This is a genomic window from Sphingomonas sp. BT-65 (assembly GCF_026107375.2).
In the GTDB taxonomy this organism is placed as follows: Bacteria; Pseudomonadota; Alphaproteobacteria; order Sphingomonadales; family Sphingomonadaceae; genus Sphingomonas.
Genome location: NZ_JAPCIA010000001.1, coordinates 1,293,054 through 1,318,502 on the forward strand (window position 1 = coordinate 1,293,054; position 25,449 = coordinate 1,318,502).

Annotated in this window: 25 protein-coding genes; 16 read left to right on the forward strand and 9 right to left on the reverse strand. The window is 68.7% G+C overall.

Going from position 1 to position 25,449, the window contains the following annotated elements; translation table 11 throughout:
• The first annotated feature begins 20 nt into the window (after nucleotides 1-20).
• The 4 genes from OK349_RS06225 (at nucleotide 21) to rsmA (ending at nucleotide 5,631) form a co-directional block, all read left to right on the forward strand.
• Nucleotides 21-2,273, forward strand: a complete 2,253-nt coding sequence (locus OK349_RS06225; RefSeq protein ID WP_372340538.1) for an LPS-assembly protein LptD — start codon at nucleotides 21-23, stop codon at nucleotides 2,271-2,273.
• Nucleotides 2,274-2,540: 267 nt separating this feature from the next.
• Nucleotides 2,541-3,806, forward strand: a complete 1,266-nt coding sequence (locus OK349_RS06230; RefSeq protein ID WP_265116948.1) for a peptidylprolyl isomerase — start codon at nucleotides 2,541-2,543, stop codon at nucleotides 3,804-3,806.
• 11 nt (nucleotides 3,807-3,817) lie between these two features.
• Nucleotides 3,818-4,816 carry a 4-hydroxythreonine-4-phosphate dehydrogenase PdxA gene (gene pdxA / locus OK349_RS06235; RefSeq protein ID WP_265116949.1) on the forward strand — a complete coding sequence of 333 codons (999 nt, stop codon included), beginning with the start codon at nucleotides 3,818-3,820 and terminating at the stop codon, nucleotides 4,814-4,816.
• Entirely contained in the window at nucleotides 4,813-5,631 is an 819-nt protein-coding gene (gene rsmA / locus OK349_RS06240; RefSeq protein WP_265116950.1) for a 16S rRNA (adenine(1518)-N(6)/adenine(1519)-N(6))-dimethyltransferase RsmA, read from the forward strand. The genes pdxA and rsmA overlap by 4 nt, the downstream gene beginning before the upstream one ends.
• Here the strand turns inward: rsmA and OK349_RS06245 are convergent.
• Entirely contained in the window at nucleotides 5,628-6,149 is a 522-nt protein-coding gene (locus OK349_RS06245; RefSeq protein WP_265116951.1) for a tetratricopeptide repeat protein, read from the reverse strand. The genes rsmA and OK349_RS06245 overlap by 4 nt on opposite strands.
• 29 nt (nucleotides 6,150-6,178) lie before the next feature.
• Nucleotides 6,179-7,363 (reverse strand): RsmB/NOP family class I SAM-dependent RNA methyltransferase, encoded by a 1,185-nt coding sequence (locus tag OK349_RS06250; RefSeq protein ID WP_265116952.1) that lies wholly within the window; start codon nucleotides 7,361-7,363, stop codon nucleotides 6,179-6,181.
• A 137-nt stretch (nucleotides 7,364-7,500) separates the two neighbouring features.
• Here OK349_RS06250 and OK349_RS06255 point away from each other — a divergent pair, with 137 nt between their 5' ends.
• Nucleotides 7,501-8,676, forward strand: coding sequence for a low temperature requirement protein A (locus OK349_RS06255; RefSeq protein WP_265116953.1), 1,176 nt, complete (start codon nucleotides 7,501-7,503; stop codon nucleotides 8,674-8,676).
• Here OK349_RS06255 and OK349_RS06260 read toward each other — a convergent pair.
• From OK349_RS06260 to OK349_RS06270, 3 genes are all read right to left on the reverse strand, one after another.
• A complete protein-coding gene (locus OK349_RS06260) occupies nucleotides 8,651-9,412 on the reverse strand; it encodes a hypothetical protein (RefSeq protein ID WP_265116954.1) in 762 nt (253 codons plus the stop codon). The genes OK349_RS06255 and OK349_RS06260 overlap by 26 nt on opposite strands.
• 135 nt (nucleotides 9,413-9,547) lie before the next feature.
• Nucleotides 9,548-11,137 carry a PAS domain-containing sensor histidine kinase gene (locus tag OK349_RS06265; protein ID WP_265116955.1) on the reverse strand — a complete coding sequence of 530 codons (1,590 nt, stop codon included), beginning with the start codon at nucleotides 11,135-11,137 and terminating at the stop codon, nucleotides 9,548-9,550.
• Between the two features lie 114 nt (nucleotides 11,138-11,251).
• Nucleotides 11,252-12,157, reverse strand: coding sequence for a LysR family transcriptional regulator (locus tag OK349_RS06270; protein WP_265116956.1), 906 nt, complete (start codon nucleotides 12,155-12,157; stop codon nucleotides 11,252-11,254).
• 87 nt (nucleotides 12,158-12,244) lie between these two features.
• Between OK349_RS06270 and OK349_RS06275 the strand changes: the two genes are divergently transcribed.
• The 6 genes from OK349_RS06275 (at nucleotide 12,245) to OK349_RS06300 (ending at nucleotide 15,786) form a co-directional block, all read left to right on the forward strand.
• On the forward strand, nucleotides 12,245-13,279 hold the full coding sequence (locus tag OK349_RS06275; RefSeq protein ID WP_265116957.1) for an aldo/keto reductase: 1,035 nt from the start codon (nucleotides 12,245-12,247) through the stop codon (nucleotides 13,277-13,279).
• A 14-nt stretch (nucleotides 13,280-13,293) separates the two neighbouring features.
• Nucleotides 13,294-14,472 (forward strand): MFS transporter, encoded by a 1,179-nt coding sequence (locus OK349_RS06280; RefSeq protein ID WP_265116958.1) that lies wholly within the window; start codon nucleotides 13,294-13,296, stop codon nucleotides 14,470-14,472.
• A 295-nt stretch (nucleotides 14,473-14,767) separates the two neighbouring features.
• Nucleotides 14,768-14,974, forward strand: coding sequence for a cold-shock protein (locus OK349_RS06285; RefSeq protein WP_066577768.1), 207 nt, complete (start codon nucleotides 14,768-14,770; stop codon nucleotides 14,972-14,974).
• Between the two features lie 60 nt (nucleotides 14,975-15,034).
• Nucleotides 15,035-15,253 carry a hypothetical protein gene (locus OK349_RS06290; protein WP_265116959.1) on the forward strand — a complete coding sequence of 73 codons (219 nt, stop codon included), beginning with the start codon at nucleotides 15,035-15,037 and terminating at the stop codon, nucleotides 15,251-15,253.
• Nucleotides 15,254-15,267: 14 nt separating this feature from the next.
• The gene (locus OK349_RS06295) at nucleotides 15,268-15,606 is read left to right on the forward strand and encodes a DUF6481 family protein (protein WP_265116960.1); all 339 of its coding nucleotides are present in this window, start codon (nucleotides 15,268-15,270) and stop codon (nucleotides 15,604-15,606) included.
• 51 nt (nucleotides 15,607-15,657) lie between these two features.
• Nucleotides 15,658-15,786, forward strand: a complete 129-nt coding sequence (locus tag OK349_RS06300) for a hypothetical protein (protein WP_265116961.1) — start codon at nucleotides 15,658-15,660, stop codon at nucleotides 15,784-15,786.
• Nucleotides 15,787-15,821: 35 nt separating this feature from the next.
• On the opposite strand, the gene guaB is transcribed toward OK349_RS06300, so the two are convergent.
• Together guaB and OK349_RS06310 are read right to left on the reverse strand one after the other, a co-directional pair.
• A complete protein-coding gene (guaB, locus tag OK349_RS06305) occupies nucleotides 15,822-17,279 on the reverse strand; it encodes an IMP dehydrogenase (protein WP_265116962.1) in 1,458 nt (485 codons plus the stop codon).
• 225 nt (nucleotides 17,280-17,504) lie between these two features.
• Complete coding sequence (locus OK349_RS06310; RefSeq protein WP_265116963.1) at nucleotides 17,505-18,326, reverse strand: HpcH/HpaI aldolase/citrate lyase family protein; 822 nt, start codon at nucleotides 18,324-18,326, stop codon at nucleotides 17,505-17,507.
• Between the two features lie 59 nt (nucleotides 18,327-18,385).
• Between OK349_RS06310 and OK349_RS06315 the strand changes: the two genes are divergently transcribed.
• The 5 genes from OK349_RS06315 (at nucleotide 18,386) to OK349_RS06335 (ending at nucleotide 23,216) form a co-directional block, all read left to right on the forward strand.
• Complete coding sequence (locus OK349_RS06315; protein WP_265116964.1) at nucleotides 18,386-19,375, forward strand: SPFH domain-containing protein; 990 nt, start codon at nucleotides 18,386-18,388, stop codon at nucleotides 19,373-19,375.
• Complete coding sequence (locus OK349_RS06320) at nucleotides 19,372-19,830, forward strand: NfeD family protein (RefSeq protein WP_265116965.1); 459 nt, start codon at nucleotides 19,372-19,374, stop codon at nucleotides 19,828-19,830. Before OK349_RS06315 ends, OK349_RS06320 begins: the two co-directional genes overlap by 4 nt.
• Before the next feature lie 92 nt (nucleotides 19,831-19,922).
• The gene (locus OK349_RS06325; protein ID WP_265116966.1) at nucleotides 19,923-20,984 is read left to right on the forward strand and encodes a methyltransferase domain-containing protein; all 1,062 of its coding nucleotides are present in this window, start codon (nucleotides 19,923-19,925) and stop codon (nucleotides 20,982-20,984) included.
• Between the two features lie 97 nt (nucleotides 20,985-21,081).
• Entirely contained in the window at nucleotides 21,082-22,902 is a 1,821-nt protein-coding gene (locus OK349_RS06330) for a DUF885 domain-containing protein (RefSeq protein ID WP_265116967.1), read from the forward strand.
• Entirely contained in the window at nucleotides 22,899-23,216 is a 318-nt protein-coding gene (locus OK349_RS06335; protein WP_265116968.1) for a hypothetical protein, read from the forward strand. Before OK349_RS06330 ends, OK349_RS06335 begins: the two co-directional genes overlap by 4 nt.
• A gap of 4 nt (nucleotides 23,217-23,220) precedes the next feature.
• Here OK349_RS06335 and chrA read toward each other — a convergent pair whose 3' ends face one another.
• Nucleotides 23,221-24,603, reverse strand: coding sequence for a chromate efflux transporter (gene chrA / locus OK349_RS06340; protein WP_265116969.1), 1,383 nt, complete (start codon nucleotides 24,601-24,603; stop codon nucleotides 23,221-23,223).
• Complete coding sequence (locus OK349_RS06345) at nucleotides 24,600-25,397, reverse strand: chromate resistance protein ChrB domain-containing protein (RefSeq protein WP_265116970.1); 798 nt, start codon at nucleotides 25,395-25,397, stop codon at nucleotides 24,600-24,602. Before OK349_RS06345 ends, chrA begins: the two co-directional genes overlap by 4 nt.
• Between the last annotated feature and the right edge of the window lie 52 nt (nucleotides 25,398-25,449).

Sequence of the window (25,449 nt, forward strand, 5' to 3'; positions counted from 1 at the left end):
TTTAAGGGGTTGGTTCGAAGGTGACGCGCAAGGCTCTGCTTCTCGCCGGGATTCTGCCGTTCGCGTTTTGCCTCGCGCCCGCCGCCACCGCCGCGCAGGACCTGCAGGACCGGCCGACCGAGCCGCCGCCCCCGTCGGAAGCGCCGCTGCCCGACGATCCCGACCAGATCCAGTTCTCCGCCGACCTCGCCGAATATGATTCGGAGGGGGATATCGTCACGGTCAGCGGCGACGTGCGGATGTTCCGCGAGGGCAACCGGCTGCGCGCCGACAAGGTGGTGTGGAACCGCAAGACCGGCCAGGTGCTCGCCACCGGCAATATCGCGATGACCAATCCCGAGGGCGACACCGCCTATGGCGACCGTGTCGAGCTGACCGATTCGCTCAGGGACGGCGCGATCGAGAACATGCTCGTCGTGCTCGAACAGGGCGGGCGCCTCGCCGCCGAGCGCGGCACGCGCGATGCGGGCGGCGTGATCAGCGTCGAGCGCGCCGCCTATACCCCGTGCGCGGTGGTCGATTCGAACAATTGCCCCAAGGAGCCGTCGTGGAAGATCACGGCGGTGCGCGTGATCTACGATCCCGCCAAGCAGCGCATCCGCTACAAGGGCGCGCGCGTCTCGCTGTTCGGCTTCGCGACGCTGCCGCTGCCGGTATTCTCGCACTCGGTCGGCGCGGGCAATGCGAGCGGCCTGCTCGCCCCCGAGATCCGCTACGACGCGGTCAACGGGTTTGAGGTCGGACTGCCCTATTACTTCAGCCTCGGCCCCGATCGCGACTTCACCATCACGCCGCGCGTCTTCACCGGCGCGCTGCCGATGCTGCAGGCCGAATATCGCCAGCTTACCTCGAACGGCGCGTTCCGCGTCACCGGCTATGGCACCTATAGCCGGCGCAGCGACGATTTCGTTTCGCCGACCCCCGACGTGTCGAGCGAGAATGCGTTCCGCGGCTATCTCGACGCTAGCGGGCGCTTCCAGCTCGATCCCTATTGGAGCGTCAGCGGATCGATGCGGATCGCCAGCGACCGCACCTTCCTGCGCCGCTACGACATTTCTAGCGACGACCGGCTGCGCAACAATGTCCGGATCGAGCGGATCGACCGCGATTCGATGCTTTCGATCAATGGCTGGGCGGTGCAGACGCTGCGCCCGACCGAGAGCCAGGGCCTCCAGCCGATCGCACTGCCCGAGATCGACTATCGCTTGCGCTTCGGCCAGTCGCTGATCGAGGGCGGCCGCTTCGAGCTCCAGGTTAACAGCCTCGCGATCGGCCGCGCGAGCGGCCAGGACACGCAGCGCGCCTTCGCCTCGCTGCGCTACGACCTGCGCAAGCTCACCGCCTGGGGGCAGGAGATCACGCTGACCGCCTATGGCCGCGGCGACCTCTACAACACCACCGATACCGCGGCGACCAGCCAGATCAGCTATCGCGGGCTCGAAGGATTCCGCGGCCGCGCGATCGGCGCGCTCGCGATCGACATGAAATGGCCGCTGATCGGCGAGGCGTTCGGCGGCGTGCAGCGCATCACCCCGCGCTTCCAGATCGTCGCCGCGCCGCGGCTCGAGAATTTCGACGTGCCGAACGAGGATGCGCGCTCGGTCGATCTCGAGGATTCGAACCTGTTCGCACTCAACCGCTTCCCCGGCTACGACCGGTTCGAGGATTCGACGCGCTTCACCTTCGGGCTCGACTATGCGCTCTACCTGCCCGGTCTCTCGGTCGAGGCGAATATCGGCCAGAGCTATCGCCTCGATTCGCGCGCGACGATTCTGCCCGACGGCACCGGGCTGACCGACCGGCTCTCCGACATCGTCGGCCGCACCGTGGTGCGCTATCACGACTTCCTGTCGTTCACGCACCGCTACCGGCTGGACAAGGACAATTTCGCGATCCGCCGCAACGAGATCGACGCGACCGTGGGCTCGCGCGATACTTTCGCGACGATCGGCTATCTGCGGCTCAACCGCGATATCGGCTTCGCGCTGGAGGATCTCCAGGACCGTGAGGAGGCGCGGGTCGGCGCGCGGGTGAAGGTTGCGCGCTTCTGGTCGGTGTTCGGCTCGGCGGTGATCGACCTCACCGACCGCGAGGAGGACCCGACCTCGCTCTCCGACGGGTTCGAGCCGGTGCGCCATCGCCTCGGCTTCGAATATGAGGACGATTGCCTGCGCCTCGGCCTCACCTGGAAGCGCGATTACCAGACCACCGGCGACGCACGGCGCGGCAGCAGCTATCTGTTGACGCTGGCATTGAAGAATTTGGGGCGCTAGGTTGAATTGCGGCGCCAGCCCGCTCCCCCACCCGGCCACCCGTAGGATACTGCCGTTGGGTGGCCGGGTGGGGGAGCGGGCTGGCGCCGCAACTAAAAACAGGTAAAGCCCCAGTTCAGGCACAATTGGCGAGTAAACGCCCCACGGCCCGCTGACGGGAACTGGTTTCAGGTACAGGTGAAGATGACTTCGAAAGTCGTAGGTTTCTGCCGTTCGGCGGTTCTGGTTCTTGGTATCGCGGGGAGCGCGGCGATCGCTGCGCAGACGGTGAGCGACGACCAGGTGCCCTCGAGCGCCGCCAATCTCGATCTGCCCGAGAATCTCCAGATCTTCGGCAAGGTCGATCCCAACATCCGCAAGCCGACCGCGATCGTGAACGGCTATGTCATCACGCGCACCGACGTCGACCAGCGCTTCAACCTGTTCGTCGCGCTCAACCAGCTCAAGCTGAATGCCGAGGAGCAGGACCGGCTGCGGCTGCAGGTGCTGCGCCTGCTGACCGACGAGACGATCCAGATCCAGGAAGCCAAGGCGAACGAGGTCACCATCCCCGCCGACCAGATCGACCGCAGCTTCGCGTCGATCTCCAGCCGCTACCAGCGCACGCCTGAGCAGATGCGCGCCTGGCTGCGCGAGATCGGCTCGTCCGAACGCTCGTTCAAGCGCCAGATCGAAGGCGAGCTCGCCTGGCAGCGCGTGATCCAGCGCAAGATCGGCGCGTTCATCAACGTCGGCACGGAAGAGGTCCAGTCGATCATCCAGCGACTCGAGGAAGCCAAGGGGACCGAGGAGTTCCACCTCCGCGAGATCTACCTCTCGGCGACCCCGGAGACGTCGGGCGAAAAGTTCAGCGCGATGCAGCAGATGATCCAGCAGATGCAGCAGGGCCGTCCGTTCGAATATTTCGCGCGCTTCTCCGAAGCGACGACGGCCTCGCAGGGCGGCGACCTCGGCTGGGTGCGCGCCGCGATGCTTCCGGCGGCGCTCGCCCAGGCGGCGCAGCAGATGCAGGTCGGCCAGGTCGCCGGTCCGATCGAGGTGCCGGGCGGCTTCTCGGTCCTCTATCTCGTCGACAAGCGTCAGGTGCTGACCGCCGATCCGCGCGACGCCAAGCTCAGCCTGCGCCAGCTGACCGTCAAGTTCCCCACGGGCATCACGCAGGCGCAGGCGCAGGAAAAGGTCGCTGAATTCGCCAAGGTGCTGCAATCGACCGCGGGCTGTGGCGCGGTGAGCAAGGCGGCGGAGACGCTGGGCGCCGAAGTTGTCGACAATGATTCGGTGCGCGCGCGCGACCTGCCGCCGCAGCTGCAGGAGATCGTCCTCAAGCTCCAGGTCGGCCAGTCGACCCCGCCGTTCGGCACCCCGACCGAGGGCGTCCGCGCGCTGGTGCTGTGCGGCCGCGATGATCCCAAGACCGCCGCGCTGCCCAGCGCCGACCAGATCCGCGAGGGGATCGAGGAGCAGCGCACCAACCTTCGTGCCCAGCGCCTGCTCCGCGACCTGCGCCGCGACGCGATCGTGGACTATCGCTGAAGGCCGATCCGATGCCCCCTAGCCCCCTTGCGGTCGCCATGGGCGATCCCGCCGGGATCGGGCCGGAGATCGTTGCCAAGGCGTGGCGCAGCCGTGACTTCCAGGCGCTGCCGACCTTCTTCGCGGTGGGTGACCCGCGCGCGGTCGCGGCGGTGTGGGACGGCCCGGTCGCGTCGATCGGCAGCCCTGACGAGGCACGCGCCGTGTTCGCCGAGGCCTTGCCGGTACTCGTCGTCGCGGACGCCGAGGCGATCGTCCCGGGCCAGCCCGACGATGCCGGCGCGCGCTGCGCCCTCGACAGCCTCGAGCTTGCCACCGGGCTCGCCCGCTCCGGCGCGGCGGGCGCGCTGGTCACCGGGCCGGTGTCCAAGGCGCGGCTCTACCGCATCGGCTTCACCCATCCCGGCCAGACCGAGTTCGTCGCCGAGCGTTGCGGCATCGCGCCCGAGAACACCGTGATGATGCTCGCCGGGCCGACGCTGCGCGTGGTGCCGGTGACCACCCACATCGCGCTCGCCGAGGTGCCGCAGGCGATCTCGATCGAGCTGGTGGTGGCCAAGGCGCGAGTCACCGCGCGCAGCCTGTCGCGCAATTTCGCGATCGAATCGCCGCGCCTCGCCTTTGCCGGGCTCAACCCGCATGCCGGCGAGGGCGGCGCGCTCGGGCGCGAGGAGATCGATATCCTCGAACCCGCGATCCGGCAGTTGCGCGAGGAGGGGATCGACGCGGTCGGCCCGTTCGCCGCCGACACGATGTTCCACACCCGCGCGCGCGCCACCTATGACGCGGCGATCTGCCTCTACCACGACCAGGCGCTGGTGCCCTTGAAGACGCTGCATTTCGACGAGGGCGTCAACATGACTTTGGGCCTGCCGATCCTGCGCACCTCGCCCGATCACGGCACCGCTTTCGGCATCGCCGGGCACGACCAGGCCGAGCCCGGCGCGATGATCGCCGCGATCCGCATGGCGGGCCAAGCGGCGGAGAAGCGGGCATTGGCCGACGCGTGACCGCGCTACCACCGCTTCGTGAAGTCATCCGCAAACATGGGCTGAGCGCCAGCAAGGCGCTGGGGCAGAATTTCCTGTTCGATTCGCAGCTGCTCGACCGCATTGCACGCGTGCCCGGCGATCTCGACGGGCAGGAGGTGTTCGAGGTCGGACCCGGCCCCGGCGGCCTCACCCGCGCGCTGCTCCAAGCCGGCGCGAAGGTGACCGCGGTGGAGCGCGACCGGCGCTGCATCCCCGCGCTGGCCGAGCTGGGCGAGGCGTTTCCGGGCAAGCTCACTGTGATCGAGGGCGATGCGCTGGCGGTGGACGCCCCGTCGCTGTTCGCGGGCAAGCCGCACATCGCCTCCAACCTGCCCTATAATGTCGGCACGGCGCTCACCGTCGGCTGGCTGTCGGCGAAGTGGCAGCCCTGGTGGGCGAGCCTCACGCTGATGTTCCAGAAGGAGGTCGCCGAGCGGATCGTCGCGGCGCCCGGGGCCGATGCCTATGGCCGGCTCGCGGTGCTCGCACAGTGGCGCAGCTCGGCCCGGATCGCGATGCCGGTCCACCGCTCTGCCTTCACCCCGCCGCCCAAGGTGATGTCGGCAGTGGTGCATATCGTGCCCAGCGAAGAGCCGCCCGGCGTTCGCTTCGCGGTGCTGGAGAAGCTGACCGCGGCGGCGTTCGGGCAACGCCGCAAGATGCTGCGCCAGAGCCTCAAGGCCGTGTCCGGCGCGGTCGAGGCCGCCGAGGGGATCGGGATCGATCCCACGCGCCGCGCCGAAACGGTCAGCGTCGACGAGTTCGTCGCGCTGGCGCGGACGCTCTCGGCTTAGTTCTTCTTCGTTTCGACCTTGGGCGGCGGCACAACTTGCGCGCTCGCGCTCGCGGTCGCCGTCGCCGGCGGACCCTTGGCGATCACCGCGGCGAGCTGGGTCGCGTCGGCGCAGCTGGCGCCGCACAGCGTCTTCACCCGCGCGAGATTCTCCTTGGCACGCTCGATCGCGCCCTTCTGCACCATCGCCTCGCCCTGCCCGCGCAGCGCGGCGACGTCGTTGGGCTCGAGCGTCAGTGCCTCGCGGTAGAAGCGGATCGCCTTGCCCGGCAGGCCCTGCGTGCGCGCGACTTCGGCCAGCACGAGATAGGCTTGGCGGTTGCGCGGGTCGACCGCGAGCGCGCTTTCGATCAGGTCGTTGGCGCCGTCGAGATTGCCCGCCGCCTTCGCCGCCTTGCCGCGCTCGAGCAGCGCCACCGATCGCGCATCGATCTGGTCGTCGGCGCGCTGGCCGTAGAGCGAGGTCGACACGCTGAGCAACGCAAGCGCTGCGGCGGCGGACACGAGGGTGATACGCATGACGGTCTCCGGACGTGGAATGCGCAGCGCTAACACGTGCGCACCAGCTTCGCGACAAAAAAGCCGTCGGTGGAGTGGGACAGCGGGGTGAGGCGCATCCCCGGTCCATGCGGGGTTCCGGCGGGAAGCGCAAGCGGCGCGGCTGCCCAATCCGGGTGGCGGGTGAGGAACGCCTTGGCCTGCTCCACCCCCTCAGCGTCGAGCAGCGAGCAGACGATGTGCACCAGCGCGCCGCCCGGCCTGACCAGCGCAGCGCCGACATCGAGCAGCCGCCTCTGGGTCTCGGCGAGTTTGGCGAGCCGCGCCGGGCTGAGCCGCCAGCGCGCCTCGGGATTGCGCCGCCAGGTGCCGGTGCCCGAGCAGGGCGCATCGATCAGCACGACGTCCGCGCTGCCCACCCAGTCCGCCAGCGGCTCGGCTTCGCGGCCGGGATCGAGCAGCCGCGTCTCGACGATCGTTGCGTTGGCGCGCTCGGCGCGCGGCATCAGCCGGGACAGCCGCGCCCGGTCGGCATCGGTGGCGAGCAGCGCGCCGCGATTGTCCATCGCCGCGGCCAGCGCCAGCGTCTTGCCGCCCCCGCCCGCACAGAGGTCCACGACGCGCATGCCGGGCTGCGCGTCAGCGGCCATGGCGACGAGCTGGCTGCCCGCATCCTGCACTTCGATCCAGCCGTCGAGCCAGGGCTGGCTCTTCTCGACCGGCGTATCGGGCGGCAGCCGCAGCACGGCGGGCACGCCTTCGACCGGCACGGCCTCGGGCAAGGCCGCGCGGACCTGCGCGACATCCGCCTTGAGCGTGTTGACGCGCAGGTCGAGCGATGCGCGGTCGAGCAGCGCCGCCGCCTGATCTGCGTCGATTCCCGACCCGCCAAGCGCGTCGAGCAGCCAGGCGGGCGCGACACCGGGCTCCGCGGCCGGTTCGTCGCCGATCGGCGCAGGGCCATAGGGCGAGCCGTCGAAGGTCGCCGCCAGCTCCGGATCGCGCTTCGCCAGCGCGAGCATCGCGGCGCGGCCGGATTCGGGCCGCTCGCCGCACAGCCGGATCGCGTCGTACACCAAGTTGCGGATCGCGCGGCGGTCCTTCGATCCGGCATAGCGGCGCGCGGCGAACCCGCGCTGGATCAGCACGTCAGCCGAGGCCCCCGCATCGCGTGCGGCGGCGATGATCTGGTCGAGCAGCTCGATCGCCGTCTGGGTGCGCGCGGCGGGGGTCATGGTTGACGCCCAGGTTGACGAAGTTGACATTTTGCGCGTGTGTTGACGGCAAGCGCGCGGGGAAGCGGAAGGGCGGGTTCGAAACGGATCACCCGAATGGCAAAGCAGATGGGTTCCAACATTGGAAGGGGGCAGGAATGACGGGGCACGCAGCGATCCGGCCGATGGCACCGCGCGACCCGCACGAACCGCACCGCGTCGCGACGCCCCTGGAGCTGCTGTTCGACCTCGTGACGGTGATCGCCATCGCGGCCGCGGCCGCCGCGCTGCACCACGCGATCGCGGCGGATCATGCCGCCGACGGGATCATCGGCTATGCGGTGACCTTCTTCGCGATCTGGTGGGCGTGGATGAACTATACCTGGTTCGCCTCGGCCTATGACAATGACGACGCGATCACGCGCCTGCTGACGATGCTGATCATGGGCGGCGCGCTGCTGCTCGCGGCGGGCATCGAGCGCTTCGCCGCCAAGCTCGACTTCAGCCTGGTGGTGGGCGGCTATGCCGTAATGCGGCTCGGCATGATCGCCATGTGGCTGCGCGCCGCCTGGAACGACCCGCCGCGCCGGGCCGGCGCCTTGCGCTACGCGGGCGGAATCGCGCTGGCGCAGCTCTACTGGGCCGGACTCTATTTCAGCCTGCCTCCGCAGTCACCGGCGCTCCTGCCGTTGATTCTGCTGGGCTGGGTGATTGAGCTTTCGGTGCCCGCCATCGCCGAGCGCGCGGCGGAGACGCCGTGGCACCGCCACCATATCGTCGAGCGCTACGGTCTGCTCATGATCATCGTGCTCGGCGAGGTGCTGCTCGCGGCCACGCTCGCGCTCGAAAAGGCATGGGACGGCAGCTTCGACATGCGGCTGGCGCATACTGCCCTCTCCGCGCTCGTCATCGCCTTCGCGATGTGGTGGCTCTATTTCGCGCGCGAGCCGCAGCTGTCGAGCAACCGGCTGAGCCGGTCGCTGCAATGGGGCTATGGCCATCTGATCGTGTTCGCCTCGGGTGCCGCGGTCGGCGCAGGCTTTGCCGTGCTGGTCGAGATCCTCACCGGCCATGCCAGGTTGAGCCTGCGCGCCGGCGATCTCGCGGTCGCGGTGCCGCTCGGCATCTACTTGCTCAGCCTGTGGCTGGTGCGCGACCGGTTCGAGCTGCACGGCGCAGCGCGCTGGGTGCTGCCGCTGTTCGCCGCGGCGATCGTCGCCCTGCCCTTCGCCTTTCCGGCGCTGGAAGCGATCGCGGCGCTCGCCGTCGCGGCGGTGGCGGTGCGGGCGTGGCTCGCCGCGCGCGACCTCAGGGAGGCGGCGGCTGACGCCTGATCTCATAATCGATCTTGATCCGCACCCACTCGCCATATTTGAGCTGTCCGCCGAGGCGCGGCGGCCGGACGCGGAACTGCCACGCGGCGGCTAGCGCAGCGCGAGCGATGTGCGAGCCCTCGGGATATTCGTCGACCAGCACGCAATCCTGGACGCGGAAATCGGGCACGGTGCGGCACGCGATCATCCCCCAGCCTGGCCCGCTCGCGGTGGAGAGATAGCCCCTAAGCTCGCTGTCATAGGGCTCGCGATACCAGGAAGCGGCATAGAGCGGCTCACCACGCGGCCCCCTGCCCTCGACCCGCTGCGTGTCGCCGGGGAGGCTGGCGAGATTGGGCGGGCCCGCGGCAGCCCGGCGCGGCGCGGCGGGCGTGGCGCTGCGCGGGAGCGCGGCGATGTCGGGCATGCGGCTGAGGGGGATGTCGAGCATCACTGGCGGCGACGGCTCGGGCAGCGGTGCCGGCGGCTGCGGCACGGGCGGAGCTGGATCGGGCGTCGTCTCGCTCGGCTGCACGCGGGGGTTCGGCGCGGCGCTAGGCGCGGGGTTTTCCGCCTCGGTGTCCGGCTCAGGCTCGGGGCTGACGCCGAACGTCGCCATGTCCACCGTCTTTTCCTCGCGCGGGCGCAAATTGGGCGCGAGGGTGAACAGCATCAGCACGACTAGCGCCTCGACCAGCAGCGCAAGCGCGAACCCGCGCGCCCGTGGTCCGAACCGCTCGCGAAGCCGGTCGCGCAAAGGCGATGCAGAGGGGGCCGGCTCGGACAATGAACCTCGTGCAGAACCGCGCGGGAGATCAATCCAGCGCCGGGACCGTGCGGATACGCAGCCAATGCGTCCAAAACATGTCGGCGCGGCGCGCCCTGAACCGCGTCAGGACAGCTCCATCACCGTCTCGGAAACCGCGCGATTGAGATCGGCCTGGGTGAAGGGCTTGTTGAGCCGGGTCACGCGCGAAGCCGCATCCGCGGGAGTTTCGCCATAGCCGGTGGCGAGGATGACGGGCATGCCGGGCCGCAGCTCGCGCGCCGCGGCAATGAGCTGGCTGCCGGTCATCACCGGCATCGCCTGATCGGTGATCAACAGCGCGATATCCTCCCGCTCGCGCAGGATCTCGAGCGCTCGCACGCCCGATTCCGCCTCGATCACGGTATGCCCCAGATCCTCGAGCAAGGCGGCGGTGTTCATCAGCACCAGCGGATCGTCGTCCACCGCCAGCACGACCCGCGGCAGCTCCGGCACGAACGCGACATCGCTCGGGGGCGCCATCTCGCGCTCGCCATTACTCTCTGCGGCAGGGAGCCAGACATGCGCACTGGTCCCGCGGCCAGGCTCACTCTCCATCTGGAGCATGCCGCCATTCTGCTTGGCGAAACCGTGGATCATCGACAGGCCGAGGCCAGTGCCCTTGCCCACGCCCTTGGTGGTGAAGAAGGGCTCGGTCGCGCGCGCCAGCGTCTCGGCGTCCATGCCGGTGCCCCGGTCGATCACGCTCAAGCGGACATAGCGGCCCGAGGACAGCTCGCCGACGGTACCGATCACGTCCTGATCGACCGCCTCGATCGCGATTCGTCCGCCCTCCGGCATCGCGTCGCGCGCGTTCACCGCGAGGTTGAGCAGCGCCATCTCGAGCTGGTTGACGTCGGCGGAGACCGCACTGAGGCTGGCGGGGAAGCGGATGTCGATCTGCCATGCCGGGCCGATCGTGCGCTGGAGCAGCCCGCGCATGTCGGCGATCAGCGCCATCACGTCGATCCGCTCAGTCTTGAGCTCCTGCCGTCGCGCAAAGGCGAGCATGCGCTGGGTCAGCGCCGCGCCGCGCTCCGCGGCCTGGAGCGAGTTGTCGATCAGCCGCATGACCTGGGGTTCCTCCGGCACGCGTTTGCGCAGCAACGTCAGCCCGCTCATGATCGCCATCAGCAGATTGTTGAAATCGTGCGCGACGCCCCCGGTGAGCTGGCCGATCGCCTCGATCTTCTGCGACTGGAACAGCGCCTCGCGCGCGACTTCGAGCTCGCGCTGCGCCGCGTCGCGTTCGGTGATGTCGCGCGTGATCTTGGCAAAGCCGATCAGCTTGCCGTCGTCGTCCTTGATCGCGTCGATTACCACGCTGGCGCGAAAGCGGCTGCCATTCTTGCGCATGCGCCAGCCCTCGGCGGAGAAGCGGCCATGCTTGCGCGCGGTCTCGAGCGCGCGCGCGGGCTCGCCGCGAGCGCGATCCTCCTCGGTATAGAAATTGGAGAAATGCTGGCCGATGATCTCCTCGGGCGTGTAACCCTTGATCCGCTGCGCGCCGGCGTTCCAGCTCGACACCACGCCGGTGGGATCGAGCATATAGATCGCATAGTCGGTCACGCCCTGCACCAGCAGGCGGAACTGCGTCTGGCTTTGGGAAAGCGCCGCGGACCGAGTGATCGCGCGGCCCTCCAAACAGCCTCCCCCCTCGTCCAGCACCCTGTCCACGTTTCTCCCTGCTCCGTTCTGCGCGTATGCGCTTTGTCGTTCGGCCTGCAACGCATGAGCCCGATGAACGCTCCCACTGGGCGCGGCCAGTCCGTTGAAAATAAGGGAAGTTGTCTAACGAAGCCGTTCGGCGAGGAAATCGACAAAGACGCGGACGCGCGCCGGCGTGTTGGCGCCGCCGACGAACACGGCGTGGATCACCTCGACATCGCCCGGGTTGAATTCCTCGAGCAGCGGGACGAGGCGGCCATCGGCAATCTCGTCGACCACGCTGAACGCGCCGACCCGGGTGACGCCGACCCCGGCGGCGGCGAGCTGGCCCAGCGTCTCGCCATTGTTCGCCTCGATGCTGCCGGTGACGGTCATCGCATAGTCGCTGGCGCCGTCGCAGAACGGCCAAACCGGCTCGGCGCGGCGGAAGTTGAAGTTGAGGCAGTTATGGTTGTGCAGGTCGGCGGGTACGCGCGGCGTGCCGTGCCGCGCGAGATATTCGGGTGACGCGACGATCACCCGGCCGTTCTCCCCCAGCTTGCGCGCGGTGAGGCCGCTATCGGCGAGCGGCCCGAAGCGGATCGCGACATCGGCCTGCCCCGCGGCGACGTCGACGATCGAATCGCTGAGGCTGATGTCGACGAGGATATGGGGATAGGCCCGCACGAAATCGCCGAGCAGCGGAACGATGCACAGCCGCCCGTGCGACAGCGCGGCGCTGACCCGCAGCCGGCCGCGCGGGGCGCCCTGATCGGCGATCTGCTGCTCGGCATCGTCGAGATCGGTGAGGATGCGGCGCGCGGCGGCGAGATAGGCCTGCCCCTCGGCGGTGAGGGTGAGCGCGCGGGTGGTGCGCAACAACAGGCGCACGCCGAGCCGCGCCTCGATCCGGTCGACGGTGCGGCTCACCGCCGAAGGGGTCAGGCCGAGGAGACGCCCGGCGGCCGAGAAACTGCCCTGTGCGGCCACCGCGGCGAAGATCTCGAGCGAGCGGGCGCGATCGGCACCGATCTCCAGTTTTGCGTCCACGGCAAAAATCCTTCGCTTCGCCACGCCCTACAAGGTGCGAGGGCGGCCGTCCATCTGTGCGTCTAACGCTTATCAGGGAGTATCGCGATGGAATATCGGCAATTGGGCGCATCGGGACTGCGCGTGCCGGTGCTGAGCTTCGGCACCGGCACCTTCGGCGGTACCGGGCCGCTGTTCGGGGCGTGGGGCACCAGCGACGCAGCCGAAGCACGGCGGCTGGTGGACATCTGCCTCGACGCCGGGGTGAACCTGTTCGACACCGCCGACGTCTATTCGAACGGCGCGTCGGAGGAGGTGCTGGGCGAGGCGATCAAGGGCCGGCGCGACCAGGTGCTGATCTCGACCAAGACCGGGCTGCCGATGGGCGACGGGCCCACAGACTGGGGCGTCTCCCGTTCGCGGCTGATCGCCGCGGTCGAGGCGTCGCTCAAGCGGCTCGGCACCGACCATATCGACCTGCTCCAGCTCCATGCACTCGACGCGCACACCCCGGTCGAGGAGCTGCTGGAGACGCTCGACATGCTGATCGCCCAGGGCAAGCTGCGCTATGCCGGCGTCTCCAACTATCCCGGCTGGCAGCTGATGAAGGCGCTCGCCGCCGCGGACCGGCACGGCTGGCCGCGCTTCGTGGCGCACCAGGTCTATTATTCGCTGATCGGCCGCGCCTATGAGGCCGACCTGATGCCGCTCGCCGCCGACCAGGGTGTGGGCGCTTTGGTGTGGAGCCCGCTCGGCTGGGGCCGCTTGACCGGCAAGATCGGTCGCAACCGCCCGGTGCCCGAGGGCAGCCGGCTGCACGACACCGAGCAGTTCGCGCCGCCGGTGAGCGAGGAGCATCTCTACAAGGTGATCGACGCGATCGAGGCGGTGGCCGGGGAGACGGGCAAGACCGTGCCGCAAGTCGCGATCAACTGGCTGCTCCAGCGCCCGACCGTGTCGTCGGTCATCATCGGCGCGCGCAACGAGGAGCAGCTGCGGCAGAATCTCGGCGCGGTCGGCTGGTCGCTGACGCCCGAGCAGGTCGCCGCGCTCGATGCGGCGAGCGACGTGCTGCCGCCTTACCCCCACACGCCCTACCGGCAGCAGGAGGGCTTTGCCCGCCTCAATCCGCCGCTGGTCTGATCCGGAGCAACCCAATGAAGCTCAATCCCCCGTTGCTCGCGCTCGCCGCGGGCGCCTTCGGCATCGGCGTGACCGAATTCGCGCCGATGGGCCTGCTGCCCGTGATCGCCAATGATCTCGGCGTATCGATCCCCGCCGCCGGGCTGCTGGTCAGCGCCTATGCGCTGGGCGTGCTGATCGGCGCGCCGCTCATGACGCTGACCACCGGACGCGTGCCGCGGCGGACGCTGCTGATCGGCCTCGCCGCGATCTTCACGCTTGGCAACCTGCTGTCGGCGGTCGCCGATGGCTACGGCATGCTGCTCGCGGCGCGCATCCTCACCTCGCTCAACCATGGCGCGTTCTTCGGCGTCGGGTCGATCGTCGCAGCGAGCCTGGTGCCGCCCGAGCGCCGGGCCGCGGCGGTGGCGGCGATGTTCATGGGGCTGACGATCGCGACGATCGTCGGCGTTCCGCTCGCCACCTGGGCGGGCGAGCATCTTGGCTGGCGCGCGTCCTTCTGGGGCATTGCCGGGCTCGGCGTGGTGACGATGGCGGCGCTGCGGCTAACCCTGCCGGCGATGCCCGCGCCCGAAGGCGGCAACATTGCCGACGAGCTGCGCGTGCTCACCCGCGGTCCGGTGCTCGGCGCGCTCGGGCTCACCGTGATCGGGTCGAGCGCGATGTTCACCGTATTCACGTACATCACGCCGATCCTGCAGACGCAGACCAACGCCTCGCTGGCGTTCGTGACGGCGATGCTGGTGACTTATGGCGTCGGGCTGACCGTGGGCAACTGGCTGGGCGGCAAGTTCGCCGACAAGTCGGTCGACCGCACGCTGATCGTGACGCTCGGCTCGCTCGCCGCGATCCTGGTCGCCTTCGCGCTGGTGATGCCGTTCCATGCGCCGGTGGCGGTGCTGGTGTTCCTGTGGGGCGTGGCGAGCTTCGCGCTGGTGCCGCCGCTGCAGGTGCGGGTGATGGCGGCCGCGGCGGACGCGCCCAACCTCGCCTCCTCGGTCAATATCGGCGCGTTCAACCTTGGCAACGCGATCGGCGCGGCGCTGGGCGGCGCGGTGATCGCGGGCGGGCTCGGCTACCCCGCAGTGGCGCTGGCGGGCGCGGCGACCTCGGCGGCGGGCCTTGCGATGGTGCTATGGTCGCGGCGCAGCAGCGTCCGCCAGGCAAGGAATCTCGCGACCAGCACTTGCTGAGCCCTCACGCTTTCGTCCCTCGATAATATTTAGCGCCCGCGAATCCGATCCCCGAAAAATCTACCAATCATATTTCGCAATTATCGCCATTCACCTGAGCAGGTTCTGACGAATTTCGATTTCTGCGCCGGGCGGTTTTTATTTCAAATGATTATGTGCTATACAATCTGCGCTGACGTCGCCTGCGACGGATATCGGGCCGCCTTGGCTCCCCCTTGTCCCTTTCTAGCCTCACCGAAGCCGGGATGCGCTGCTTTGGCGCATGCCCGCCCCCATGGGACAAAGGAACCCCATCATGATCACCGGAACCGTAAAATTCTTCAACCCTGACAAAGGCTTCGGCTTCATCGCGCCCGAAGGCGGCGGCGGCGATGCCTTCGTCCATATCTCGGCAGTCGAGCGCGCTGGCATGCGCACGCTCGATAAGGACCAGCGCGTGACCTACGAGCTCGAGACCGACAACCGCGGCAAGACCTCGGCCGTCAATCTCCAGTCCGCCTGACCTGAACCGGTCGAGGGGCGCTCGAACGGGCGCCCCTCACCTCTCGCGAATGGAGATCCCATGTCCAGAGCACTCAACATCAATGCGACGCAAGAACATGTCGTCGCCGCCTGCGCGAAGCACAAGATTCCGATCAGCGCGATCGAGACCCTGCAGTCGGGCGGCACGCGCGTCGTGATGAACAACGCCGACGATACCGCGCGCGTCGCCAAGGCCTATGGCTCGAAGGTGATCAAGGGCGTCGCGACCCGCTTCCCGACCCGGATGGGCCGGCAGTAGAACCGGAACGACGCATGGCAGCATATCGGGAACCCGGTTTCCAGGAGCGCGTGGCGCTTGCCGCAAAGGCCAAGGCCGCGGCGCTGGAACGGCTGAAGACGAAGCCACCCATCGACGAAGCCGAGCAAGCGGCACGCGCCGCGCGGACGCTCGCGCGCGAAACGGCTGCGGCCGAGAAGCGCGCCGCCGGCCGGCTCGCCAAGGAAGACGCAGCCGCCAGGAAGCGTGCCGACGCGGTCGCGGCATCCGCTACGGCGGACGCGCAGGCCGATGAAGCCGCGCCGACCGATGCGGATCGCAAGGCCGCTCGTGACGCCCGTTATGCGGCGCGCAAGGGCAGGAAGTCGAAATAGGCCGGGCGAAATCCCGGCAACCAAACGAACAACCGTCTACAGGAGATCGTGATGGCCAAGGGTCAGAGAAAATCGAGCCGCGAAGCGCGCAAGCCCAAGGCGACCAAAGAGCCCAAGCTGAACGCATCGAACCCGTCGCTTAAGGGCAAGCCAGTCGCGATGACGACGCTGAAGACCTGACCGGCTGGTCCGGGTCGCGCCGTGAATGCCCGGTCCTAGCGGGTCGGGTAGTTCGGCGCCTCACGCGTGATCGTCACGTCATGGACATGGCTTTCGCGCAGGCCCGCGCCGGTGATGCGCACGAAGCGGCCCTTTTTCTGCAGATCCGGGATCGTCGCAGCGCCGGTGTAACCCATTGCCGCCTTGATGCCGCCGACCAGCTGGTGGATCACATCCTTGGCCGGACCCTTGAACGCCACTTGGCCCTCAATCCCCTCGGGAACGAGCTTGAGTTGATCCTTGATGTCGCCCTGGAAATAGCGGTCGGCCGAGCCGCGGCCCATCGCGCCGACGGACCCCATGCCACGGTACGATTTGTACGAGCGGCCCTGATACAGGAAGGTCTCGCCCGGCGCTTCCTCGGTGCCCGCGAGCAGCGAGCCGACCATGCAGGTCGAGGCGCCCGCCGCCAGCGCCTTGGCAAGGTCGCCCGAGGTGCGCAGGCCGCCATCGGCGATCACCGGCACGCCCGACTTGGCGGCTTCGTTGGCGCTGTCCATCACCGCCGTCAGCTGCGGCACGCCGACGCCCGCGACGACGCGCGTGGTGCAGATCGAGCCCGGGCCGATGCCGACCTTCACCCCGTCCGCGCCCGCGCCGATCAGCGCCTTGGTCGCCTCGCCCGTCGCGACATTGCCGGCGACGACCTGCACACGGTTGGAGAGCTTCTTCACCCGCTCGACCGCGCGCGCGACGTCCTTGTTGTGGCCGTGCGCGGTGTCGATCACGATCAGATCGACCTCGGCATCGACCAGCGCCTCGGTGCGCTCGAAGCCCATGTCGCCCACGGTGGTCGCGGCGGCGACGCACAGGCGGCCGGCGCCGTCCTTGGTCGCCTCGGGATAGTTCACCGCCTTTTCGATGTCCTTGACCGTGATCAGGCCGACGCAGCGATAATCGGCGTCGACCACCAGCAATTTCTCGATCCGCCGCTGGTGGAGCAGCCGCCGCGCCTCGTCCTGCCCGACCCCGATGGAGACCGTGGCGAGATTGTCGTGCGTCATCAGCTCGCTGACCGGCTGCTTCGGGTTCTCGGCGAAGCGCACGTCGCGGTTGGTGAGGATGCCGACGAGCTTGCCGCTCGGTTCGGTGATCGGGATACCGCTGATCTTGTGCCGCGCCATCAGCGCCTGTGCCTCCGCCAGCGTGCCGGTCGGCGCCATCGTGATCGGGTTGACGACCATCCCGCTCTCGAAGCGCTTGACCGCGCGCACCGCCTCGACCTGCTCCTCGATCGTGAGGTTGCGGTGGAGCACGCCGATGCCGCCCAATTGCGCCATGACGATCGCCATGTCCGCCTCGGTCACCGTATCCATTGCCGAGGAGATTATCGGGATGTTGAGCGCGAGGTCGCGCGTCACATGGGTTCGGGTGTCCGCCATGCTCGGCAGCACCTCGGATTCGCCCGGGTAGAGAAGGACGTCGTCGAAGGTGAGGCCGAGGGGAATGTCCATGCGTGCGCCAATGTCCTGAGTCGGAAGTTGGCGGCCCATGTAACCGTGGATACCGATGCGCGCTAGGGGGTGTACCAAGTCCTCCCCCGATGGGGAGGTGGCACCGCGAAGCGGTGACGGAGGGGCCGCCGCGAAGACGGCGGTGTTTGCTGCGAGGTTCCCCGCCCTCTGCGGGGCGGCCCCTCCACCGCCTTTGGCGGTCCCCCTCCCCGTACCGGGGAGGAATTAGGTAGCGTTACGCGCCAGCAGCAGCTTGGCCTGCTCGACATGCAGATCCTCGACCAGCCGGTCCTTGTAGCGCTCGGCGCCACCCGAAGCCGCGGCGATCAGCGCGCGCGCTTCCTCCAGCTCGGCTTCGCTGGGAGCGAACGCCGCGCGGGCGATGTCGATCTGGTTGGGATGGATCAGGCTCTTGCCGTCGAAGCCGAGCAGGCGGCCCTCGGCGGCCTCGGCGGCCAGTCCCTCGGGATCGTCGAGCTTGTTGAACACGCCGTCGATCGCCCAGATCTCGCGCCCGCGCGCGGCGAGCACGATGAGCTGGAGCGCGAGCTGAATCTGCGCGCGTCCTGCTGCCGGAGGAAGCTTGAGCGAGGCCGCGAGATCGTTGGTACCCGCGATCAGCCCCGCCATCTCGACGCCCCAGCCGCTTGCCGATGCGATCGGGCCGACATTCATCACCCCCGCCGCGGTCTCGATCATCGCCAGCACCGGCCGGTCGGCATAGGCGGCGGCATAGACGATCGTCTCGGGCTTCTCGACCTTGGGCACGATCACGTGGGTGGCGGCGGATTTCTTCACCGCCTTGAGGTCCTTCTTCCAATGCTCGCTGTCGTCCGGGTTCACGCGGATGCCGAACGGGCGGCCACCAAAGCCCTCGGCGGTCTTCGCCGCCTCTCGCGCGCGCTCCTTGTCCTCGGCCTTCACCGCATCCTCAAGGTCGAGGATCACCATGTCGGCGGCGAGGGTCCGCGCCTTCTCGATCGCCCGCGCGTTCGATGCGGGCAGGAACAGCGCGGTGCGCGGCGCGATGTAATGGACTGTGCTCATGCCCGCTCTATGCTAGCATCCGGCGGCCTTTGCGAGGCCCTGAAACCGGGGGAGTCGAGATGGAACTGACCGTAGGTGCCTTTTTCGTCGGCGTGTTGCTGGTGCTGATGTACCTGTTCTCCAGCATCAAGATCGTGCGCCAGGGCTATGAGTACACGATCGAGCATTTCGGCCGCTTCACCACCGTCGCGAAGCCCGGGTTCAACCTCTACCCGGCCTTCTTCTACCGCGTCGGCCGCCGCGTGAACATGATGGAGCAGGTGATCGACATCCCCGGGCAGGAGATCATCACCAAGGACAATGCGATGATCTCCACCGACGGCGTGGTGTTCTTCCAGGTGCTCGACGCTGCCAAGGCCGCATATGAGGTGAGTGACCTCTATGTCGCGCTGCTCCAGCTGACGACCACCAACCTGCGCACCGTGATGGGCTCGATGGACCTCGACGAGACGCTGTCGAAGCGCGACGAGATCAACGCGCGATTGCTCTCGGTGGTCGATCACGCGACCACGCCATGGGGCGTCAAGATCACCCGTGTCGAGATCAAGGACATCCGCCCGCCCGCCGACATCGTCAACGCGATGGGCCGCCAGATGAAGGCGGAGCGCGAAAAGCGCGCCAACATCCTCGAGGCCGAAGGTTCGCGCGCTTCAGAGATCCTGCGCGCCGAGGGCCAGAAGCAGGCGCGCATCCTCGAGGCTGAGGGCCGCAAGGAATCGGCGTTCCGCGACGCCGAGGCGCGCGAGCGCGCGGCGGAGGCCGAGGCCAAGGCAACCGAGCTGGTCAGCCAGGCGGTTGAATCCGGCTCCGCGGCCTCGCTCAACTATTTCATCGCGCAGAAATATGTCGAGGCGGTCGGCAAGTTCGCGACCTCGCCCAATGCCAAGACGATCCTGTTCCCGGTCGAGGCGACTCAGCTGATCGGCACGCTGGGCGGGATCGGCGAGCTCGCCAGGGACGCGCTCGGCAAGATCCAGCCGCCCGCCGCGCCGCCTGCCCCGCCCGCCCGCGTGCGCCAGTCGCCCTTCGTGGAGAAGGACGGCGAATGAACTGGGCCGAACAGGGCGGTTTCGTCTGGCTGATCCTCGCCGCGATCCTCGCGATCGCCGAGCTGATGCTGCCGGGCGTGTACCTGACCTTCATCGCGATGGGCGCGGCGATCACCGGGGTGCTCGCGTTGCTGTTCCCCGAATTGGGGATGGTCGGCCAGCTGGTGAGCTTCGCGGCCTGGTCGATGGTGTTCGTGCTGGTCGGCAAGCGCTGGTACGGCGCCAATCCCGTACCGAGCAGCGATCCCGACCTCAACAACCGCGCCGCGCGGATGATCGGCCAGACGGTGACGGTGGTCGAGCCGATCACCGGCGGCACCGGCCGGGTGCGCGTCGGCGACGGCGAATGGCCGGCGGAGGGGCCTGACCTTGCTGTCGGCGAGAAGGCGCGGATCGCGGGCGTGCGCGGCGGCGTGGTGGTGGTCGAGGCGGTGAAGGCGATCGGCGACACCTGATCGAAGCGCGTCGCAGGAAGGCTGCTGACATGCTATGATCCGTCGCGAGCAGGGGGCAAAGGGTCGCATCCATCTTTGGATGGAGGAACGACATGCCCGCAGCGATCGACGAAGCAAAGCTTCACACGTTCATCGGCAAGATGCTGGGAGATCTCGGCGGCGCGATGAGCGTGCCAACGGTGCGCATCGGCCTCCGGTCGGGGCTGTTCGAGGCGCTCGCGCAGTCCCCCGCCACCGCAGCTGAACTCGCCGAGCGCGCAGGCGGGCTTCACGAGCGCTATGTGCGCGAATGGGCGCTGGCGCAGACGGCAAACGGCTATGTCGATTTCGATCCTGCGACCGATCGTTTCAGCCTGTCGCCCGAGCAGGCGATGGTGTTCGTGAACCAGGACAGCCCCGTCTATCTGGCCGGCGCGTTCGAGCTGGTCGCCGCGATGATCGAGGCGGAACCGAAGGTCGAGGAATGCTTCCGCCACGGCACCGGCGTGCGCTGGGGCGATCATGCCGGCTGCCTGTTCTGCGCGACGGGCGCTTTTTTTCGGCCAGGCTATGTGAACAACATCGTGCAGGCGTGGATTCCCGCGCTGGACGGGGTCGAGGCCAGGCTGCGCGGCGGGGCGAAGGTGGCCGATGTCGGCTGCGGCGTAGGCTTTTCCACCCTGCTGATGGCGGAGGCTTATCCGGAGAGCGAGTTCACCGGCTACGACTTCCACGCGCCGTCGATCGAGGAGGCGCGCCGCCATGCCGAGGCGCATGGCCTCGGCGATCGTGTGCGCTTCGAGGTCGCGGCCGCGAAGGAGATCGCGGACGGCGGCTTCGATCTCGTCACCATGTACGACTGCCTGCACGACATGGGCGATCCGCGCGGGTGCGCCGCGCATATGCGCAGCATCCTGGCGCCGGGCGGCACCTGGATGATCGTCGAACCGATCGCCGGCGACAGCCCCGAGCAGAATTTCAATCCGGTCGGGCGGCTCTACTACAATGCATCGACGATGATCTGCGTCCCGACCTCGCTGGATCAGGAAGTGGGCGAGGGCCTGGGCGCGCAGGCCGGCGAGGCCAAGCTCGCGCAAATCGTCCGTGAGGCGGGTTTCGAACGGGTCCGGCGCGCCACCGAAGGGCCCTTCAACATGGTGCTCGAAGCCGTCTGAGCCGTTCCCCCGCGGATCAGGCAAACCGGGGTGGCGCTTCCAATCCGCCGCGCTAAGGTCTCGCGCGTAACCACCCTCCCCGTTTCCCGGAGACCCCATGCGCACCACTCGCCGCCAGTTCCTCGCCACCACCGCCACGCTCGCGACGCTGCCCGCGCTCCCCGCCTTCGCGCGTGGCCAGGCCGCGGCGGCGGGCGATGCGGCGGCGGACAAGCTGCTCACCGCCACCGCCGAGCAGCTGCTCGAGAATGGCCCCGAGAGCGCGACCAGCCTTGGCATCGACAAGGGCGAGCGCGCGCATCTGCGCTCGAAGCTCGAGGATCGCAGCATCGCCGGCAAGGCGCGCGTCGCCGAGGGGCTGCGCAAGCGCGTCGCGGAACTGAAGGCGCTCGACCCCAAGGGCCTCAGCCCGGTGATGCGCACCAATGTCGATGCGGTCACCACCGCGTTCAGGAACGCGCTCGACGGCTTCGCCTTTCCCTATGGCGACGTCGCGGTCGGCGGGTGGCGCAATTCGCCCTATGTCGTGGTGCAGAATGTCGGCGGCTATCTCGACATCCCGCGCTTCCTCGACACCGAGCACAAGGTCGAGAACGCGGCCGATGCGGCGAGCTGGCTCGCGCGCTTCGACCAATATGCCGGCCTGCTCGACGGCGAGACCGAGCGGCTCAAGGTCGCCTATGACAAGGGCGTGATCGCGCCCGATTTCCTGCTCGACAAATGCCTGAAGCAGATCGCGCTGACCCGCGGCACCGATGCCGGCAAGTGGGAGCTGGTGACCAACTACACCGGCAAGCCGTCGGTCACCGGCAGCCAGGCCGCGGAAGCGGCGCGGATCGCCGCGGGCAGAATCGCCCCCGCGCTCGACCGCCAGATCGAGGAGCTCAAGCGCCACCGCACCAAGGCGACCTCGCATGCGGGCGTGTGGAAATTCCCCGACGGCGAGGCATACTACGCCTGGGCGCTACGCGCTGGCACCACCACGACGATGACGCCGGACGAGGTGCACAAGACCGGCCAGGAGGAGCTGAAGGCGCTCCAGGCCGAGATGGACGTGATCCTCAGGAAGCAGGGCTTCACCCAGGGCACGGTGGGCGCGCGGATGACGGCTTTGGGCAAGGACCCGCGCTTCCTGTTCCCCGACAATGACGCGGGGCGTGCCGAGATCCTCAAGTTCATGACCGGCCGGATCATGGACATGCGCAGCCGGATGCCGCGCGCGTTCCACACCCTGGTCAAGGGCAATGTCGAGGTAAAGCGGCTCCCGCTGGCCGAGGAGCCGGGCGCACCGGGCGCCTATGGCGGCGCGGGGTCGATCGACGGCACGGTGCCGGGCCGGGTGTGGCTCAACCTGCGCACCACGCTGTTGCACTCGCGCTTCAGCCTGCCGACGCTCGCCTATCACGAGGGCATTCCGGGGCACGCCTGGCAGGGCGAATATACCTTCAAGCTGCCGCTGGTCCGCTCGCTGCTGTCGTTCAACGCCTATACCGAGGGCTGGGCGCTCTATGCCGAGCAGCTCGGCGCCGAGCTCGGCGCCTATGACGAAGACCCCATCGGTCGCCTAGGCTATCTCCAGTCCCTCGCCTTCCGCGCCTGCCGGCTGGTGGTCGACACCGGCCTCCACGCCAAGAAATGGACCCGCAGCCAGGCGATCGAATGGTTCGCCACCGCCAACGGTTCGTCGGTCGAGGAGGTCAGCGGCGAAGTCGACCGCTATTGCTCCTGGCCCGGCCAGGCGTGCGGCTACAAGCTCGGCCATACCGAGATCAACACGCTGCGCACCAAGACGCAGAAGGCGCTCGGCCCGCGCTACGACTTCAAGGCGTTCAACGACGCGGTGGTGCTCGGCGGCAGCGTCCCGCTGACCGTGCTCGAAAGCGTCATCGACCGCCACATCGCGAGCCGCAGGGCGTGATCCTGCGGCGCTGGCGCGGCGTCATCCGCACTGCCGAGCGCGAGGCCTATCGCGCCTATATCGCCGGGACGGGCGGGAGCGACTACACCGCCACGCCCGGCAATCTCGGCTGGCAGATGCTGTTCCGCGATCTCGGCGACGGCACCAGCGAGGTGGTGACGCTGAGCTGGTGGCGCACCCTCGACGACATCCGCGCCTTTGCCGGCGCGGACATCGCCACCGCCCGCTACTATCCCGAGGACGACCGCTTCCTGCTCGAGCGGCCGCGCGAGGTGGAGCATAGCGAGGTCGCCGACGGCAGCCTGTTCGGCTGACCGATCACGCCAGTCCGGCGAACCGCAGCGCGATCCCCGCTACGGCAGCCGCCGCGAGCACGGTGAAGGTGCCGATCCGGAAGCGGAACACCGCGACGATCGCAGCGAGCGTCAGCAACGCGGTCCACGGATCGATACTGGCGAGCACTGGCAAGTCGAACTTGACCGGCCCCGCCTCCACCGGCGTCACCCGCCGGAACACCGCATGGATCGCGAACCACAAAGCGAGGTTGAGCACCACGCCCACTACCGCCGCGGTGATCGCCGACAGCGCACCCGCAAGCGCCGCATTGCCGCGCATCCGCTCGATGAACGGCGCGCCGAGGAAGATCCACAGGAAGCACGGCGCGAAGGTCACCCAGGTGGCAAGCAATCCGCCCAGCGTCCCCGCCCAGAGCGGTGAAAGCATGCCCGGGTCGCGATACGCGCCGAGGAAGCCGACGAACTGCAGCACCATGATCAGCGGCCCAGGCGTGGTCTCCGCCATGCCGAGCCCGTCGAGCATCTCCTGCGGGCTGAGCCAGCCGTAATTCTCGACCGCCTGCTGCGCGACATAGGCGAGCACGGCATAGGCGCCGCCGAACGTCACCATCGCCATCTTGGCGAAGAACAACGCGATCTGGCTGAACACATGATCCGGGCCGAGCACGACGAGCAGTGCAACGATCGGCGCGAGCCACAGGATCAGCCAGAGGACGACGTCGAACACCACGCCCTGCCAGCGCGGCCGGGCATGTTCGGGCAGCCCCTCGCCCAGCAACGTATCGGCATCGGTCACGCCCGCGCCTGCCGCGCCATGTCCGCCGCCGCCGGCAAAGGCCAGACTGCCCGCGCGCCCCGCCAGCCAGCCGATCAGCGCCGCGCCGAGCACGATGATCGGGAACGGCACCGCCAAGAAGAAGATCAGCACGAACGCCACAGCCGCAAGCAGCTTCGCCTCCGCGGTCCGCAGCGCGCGGCTGCCGATGCGGATCACCGCCTGCAGCACGATCGCCAGCACCGCCGCCTTGAGCCCGAGGAACAGCCCGGCGACGAGACCGGTGTTGCCGTAGAGCACATAGACCCAGCTCAGCGCCATGATCGCCAGCGCGCCGGGCAGGATGAACAATCCCCCGGCGATCAGCCCGCCCAGCCGCTTGTGGAGCAACCAGCCGATATAGGTGGCGAGCTGCTGCGCCTCGGGGCCCGGCAGCAGCATGCAGAAGTTGAGCGCGTGGAGGAACCGCTGCTCGCCAATCCAGCGCTTCTCGTCGACCAGGATGCGGTGCATCACCGCGATCTGCCCCGCCGGCCCGCCGAACGAGAGCGCGGCGATCCGCGCCCACACGCCGGCCGCCTCGCCCAGCGAGACCGGTGCGGGCCGTGCGCCCGCCGCCGCGACGCTCACGCCTTGCCTCCGCGCGGCTGGTGCGAGGTCCAGTCATGCTTTTCCTCGCGTGCGTCACGCGCCCAGCGGAAGAGCGCGTCATAGACCGCCATACCGGCGTCGAGCTGCGCATGGTCGTCGGCATGCAGCCGCGACAGGCCTAGCGAGACGGCGAGCAGCCCCGCCGCCTCGGGCGCGAGATCGAGCCGCGCTGTGTCGGCGCCGCGCACGATCGGCGCGAGCTGCGTCAGCGCCTCGAACCCGCCAAGGCCCAGTTCTTCGATCATCACGTCGAAGGTGCAGAGCTCGCCGCGATGCGTCCAGCGCACGCCCTGCGCGGCGATGTCGAAGGGGGCTGCCCCGGTCTGCGCGGCCACGCCCTGCACCTCGCCCGGCGCCACGAACAGGATCACCGCATGCGGATCGACGAAGCGGCGGATCAGCCACGGGCAGGCGATGCGATCCACTTTGGGCCGGCCGCGTGTCACCCAGAGCGAGCGATCCTCCGCGTCGCGCACCAGCGCGGCCTCGGGCACCAGCGGCAGGCCGGCCGCGGTCCATGCCGCCTGCCCGCCCTCGAGCACTTCGGCGGCAATGCCGTCGTGCCGCAAGCGGGCGGCGATGGCATGGGCGGCTGCGCCACCGGTCTCGTCGATCACGACCGCGCGGGGTTCGGGTGAGACCGGCAGGCGGCGCGTGGCTCCCGGGATCCGCTCGCTCCCCGCGGGTTCGCGCACGTCGATCAGCCGGGGGGCGTCCGGCGCGCCAGTCAAACGGGCGAGCGTCGAAACGGAAATCATATCCGGTGCAGGCATGGTGCGTCCTTCACGAATTGCGGACGCGACACTTCGGCTGACGCCTCATGGG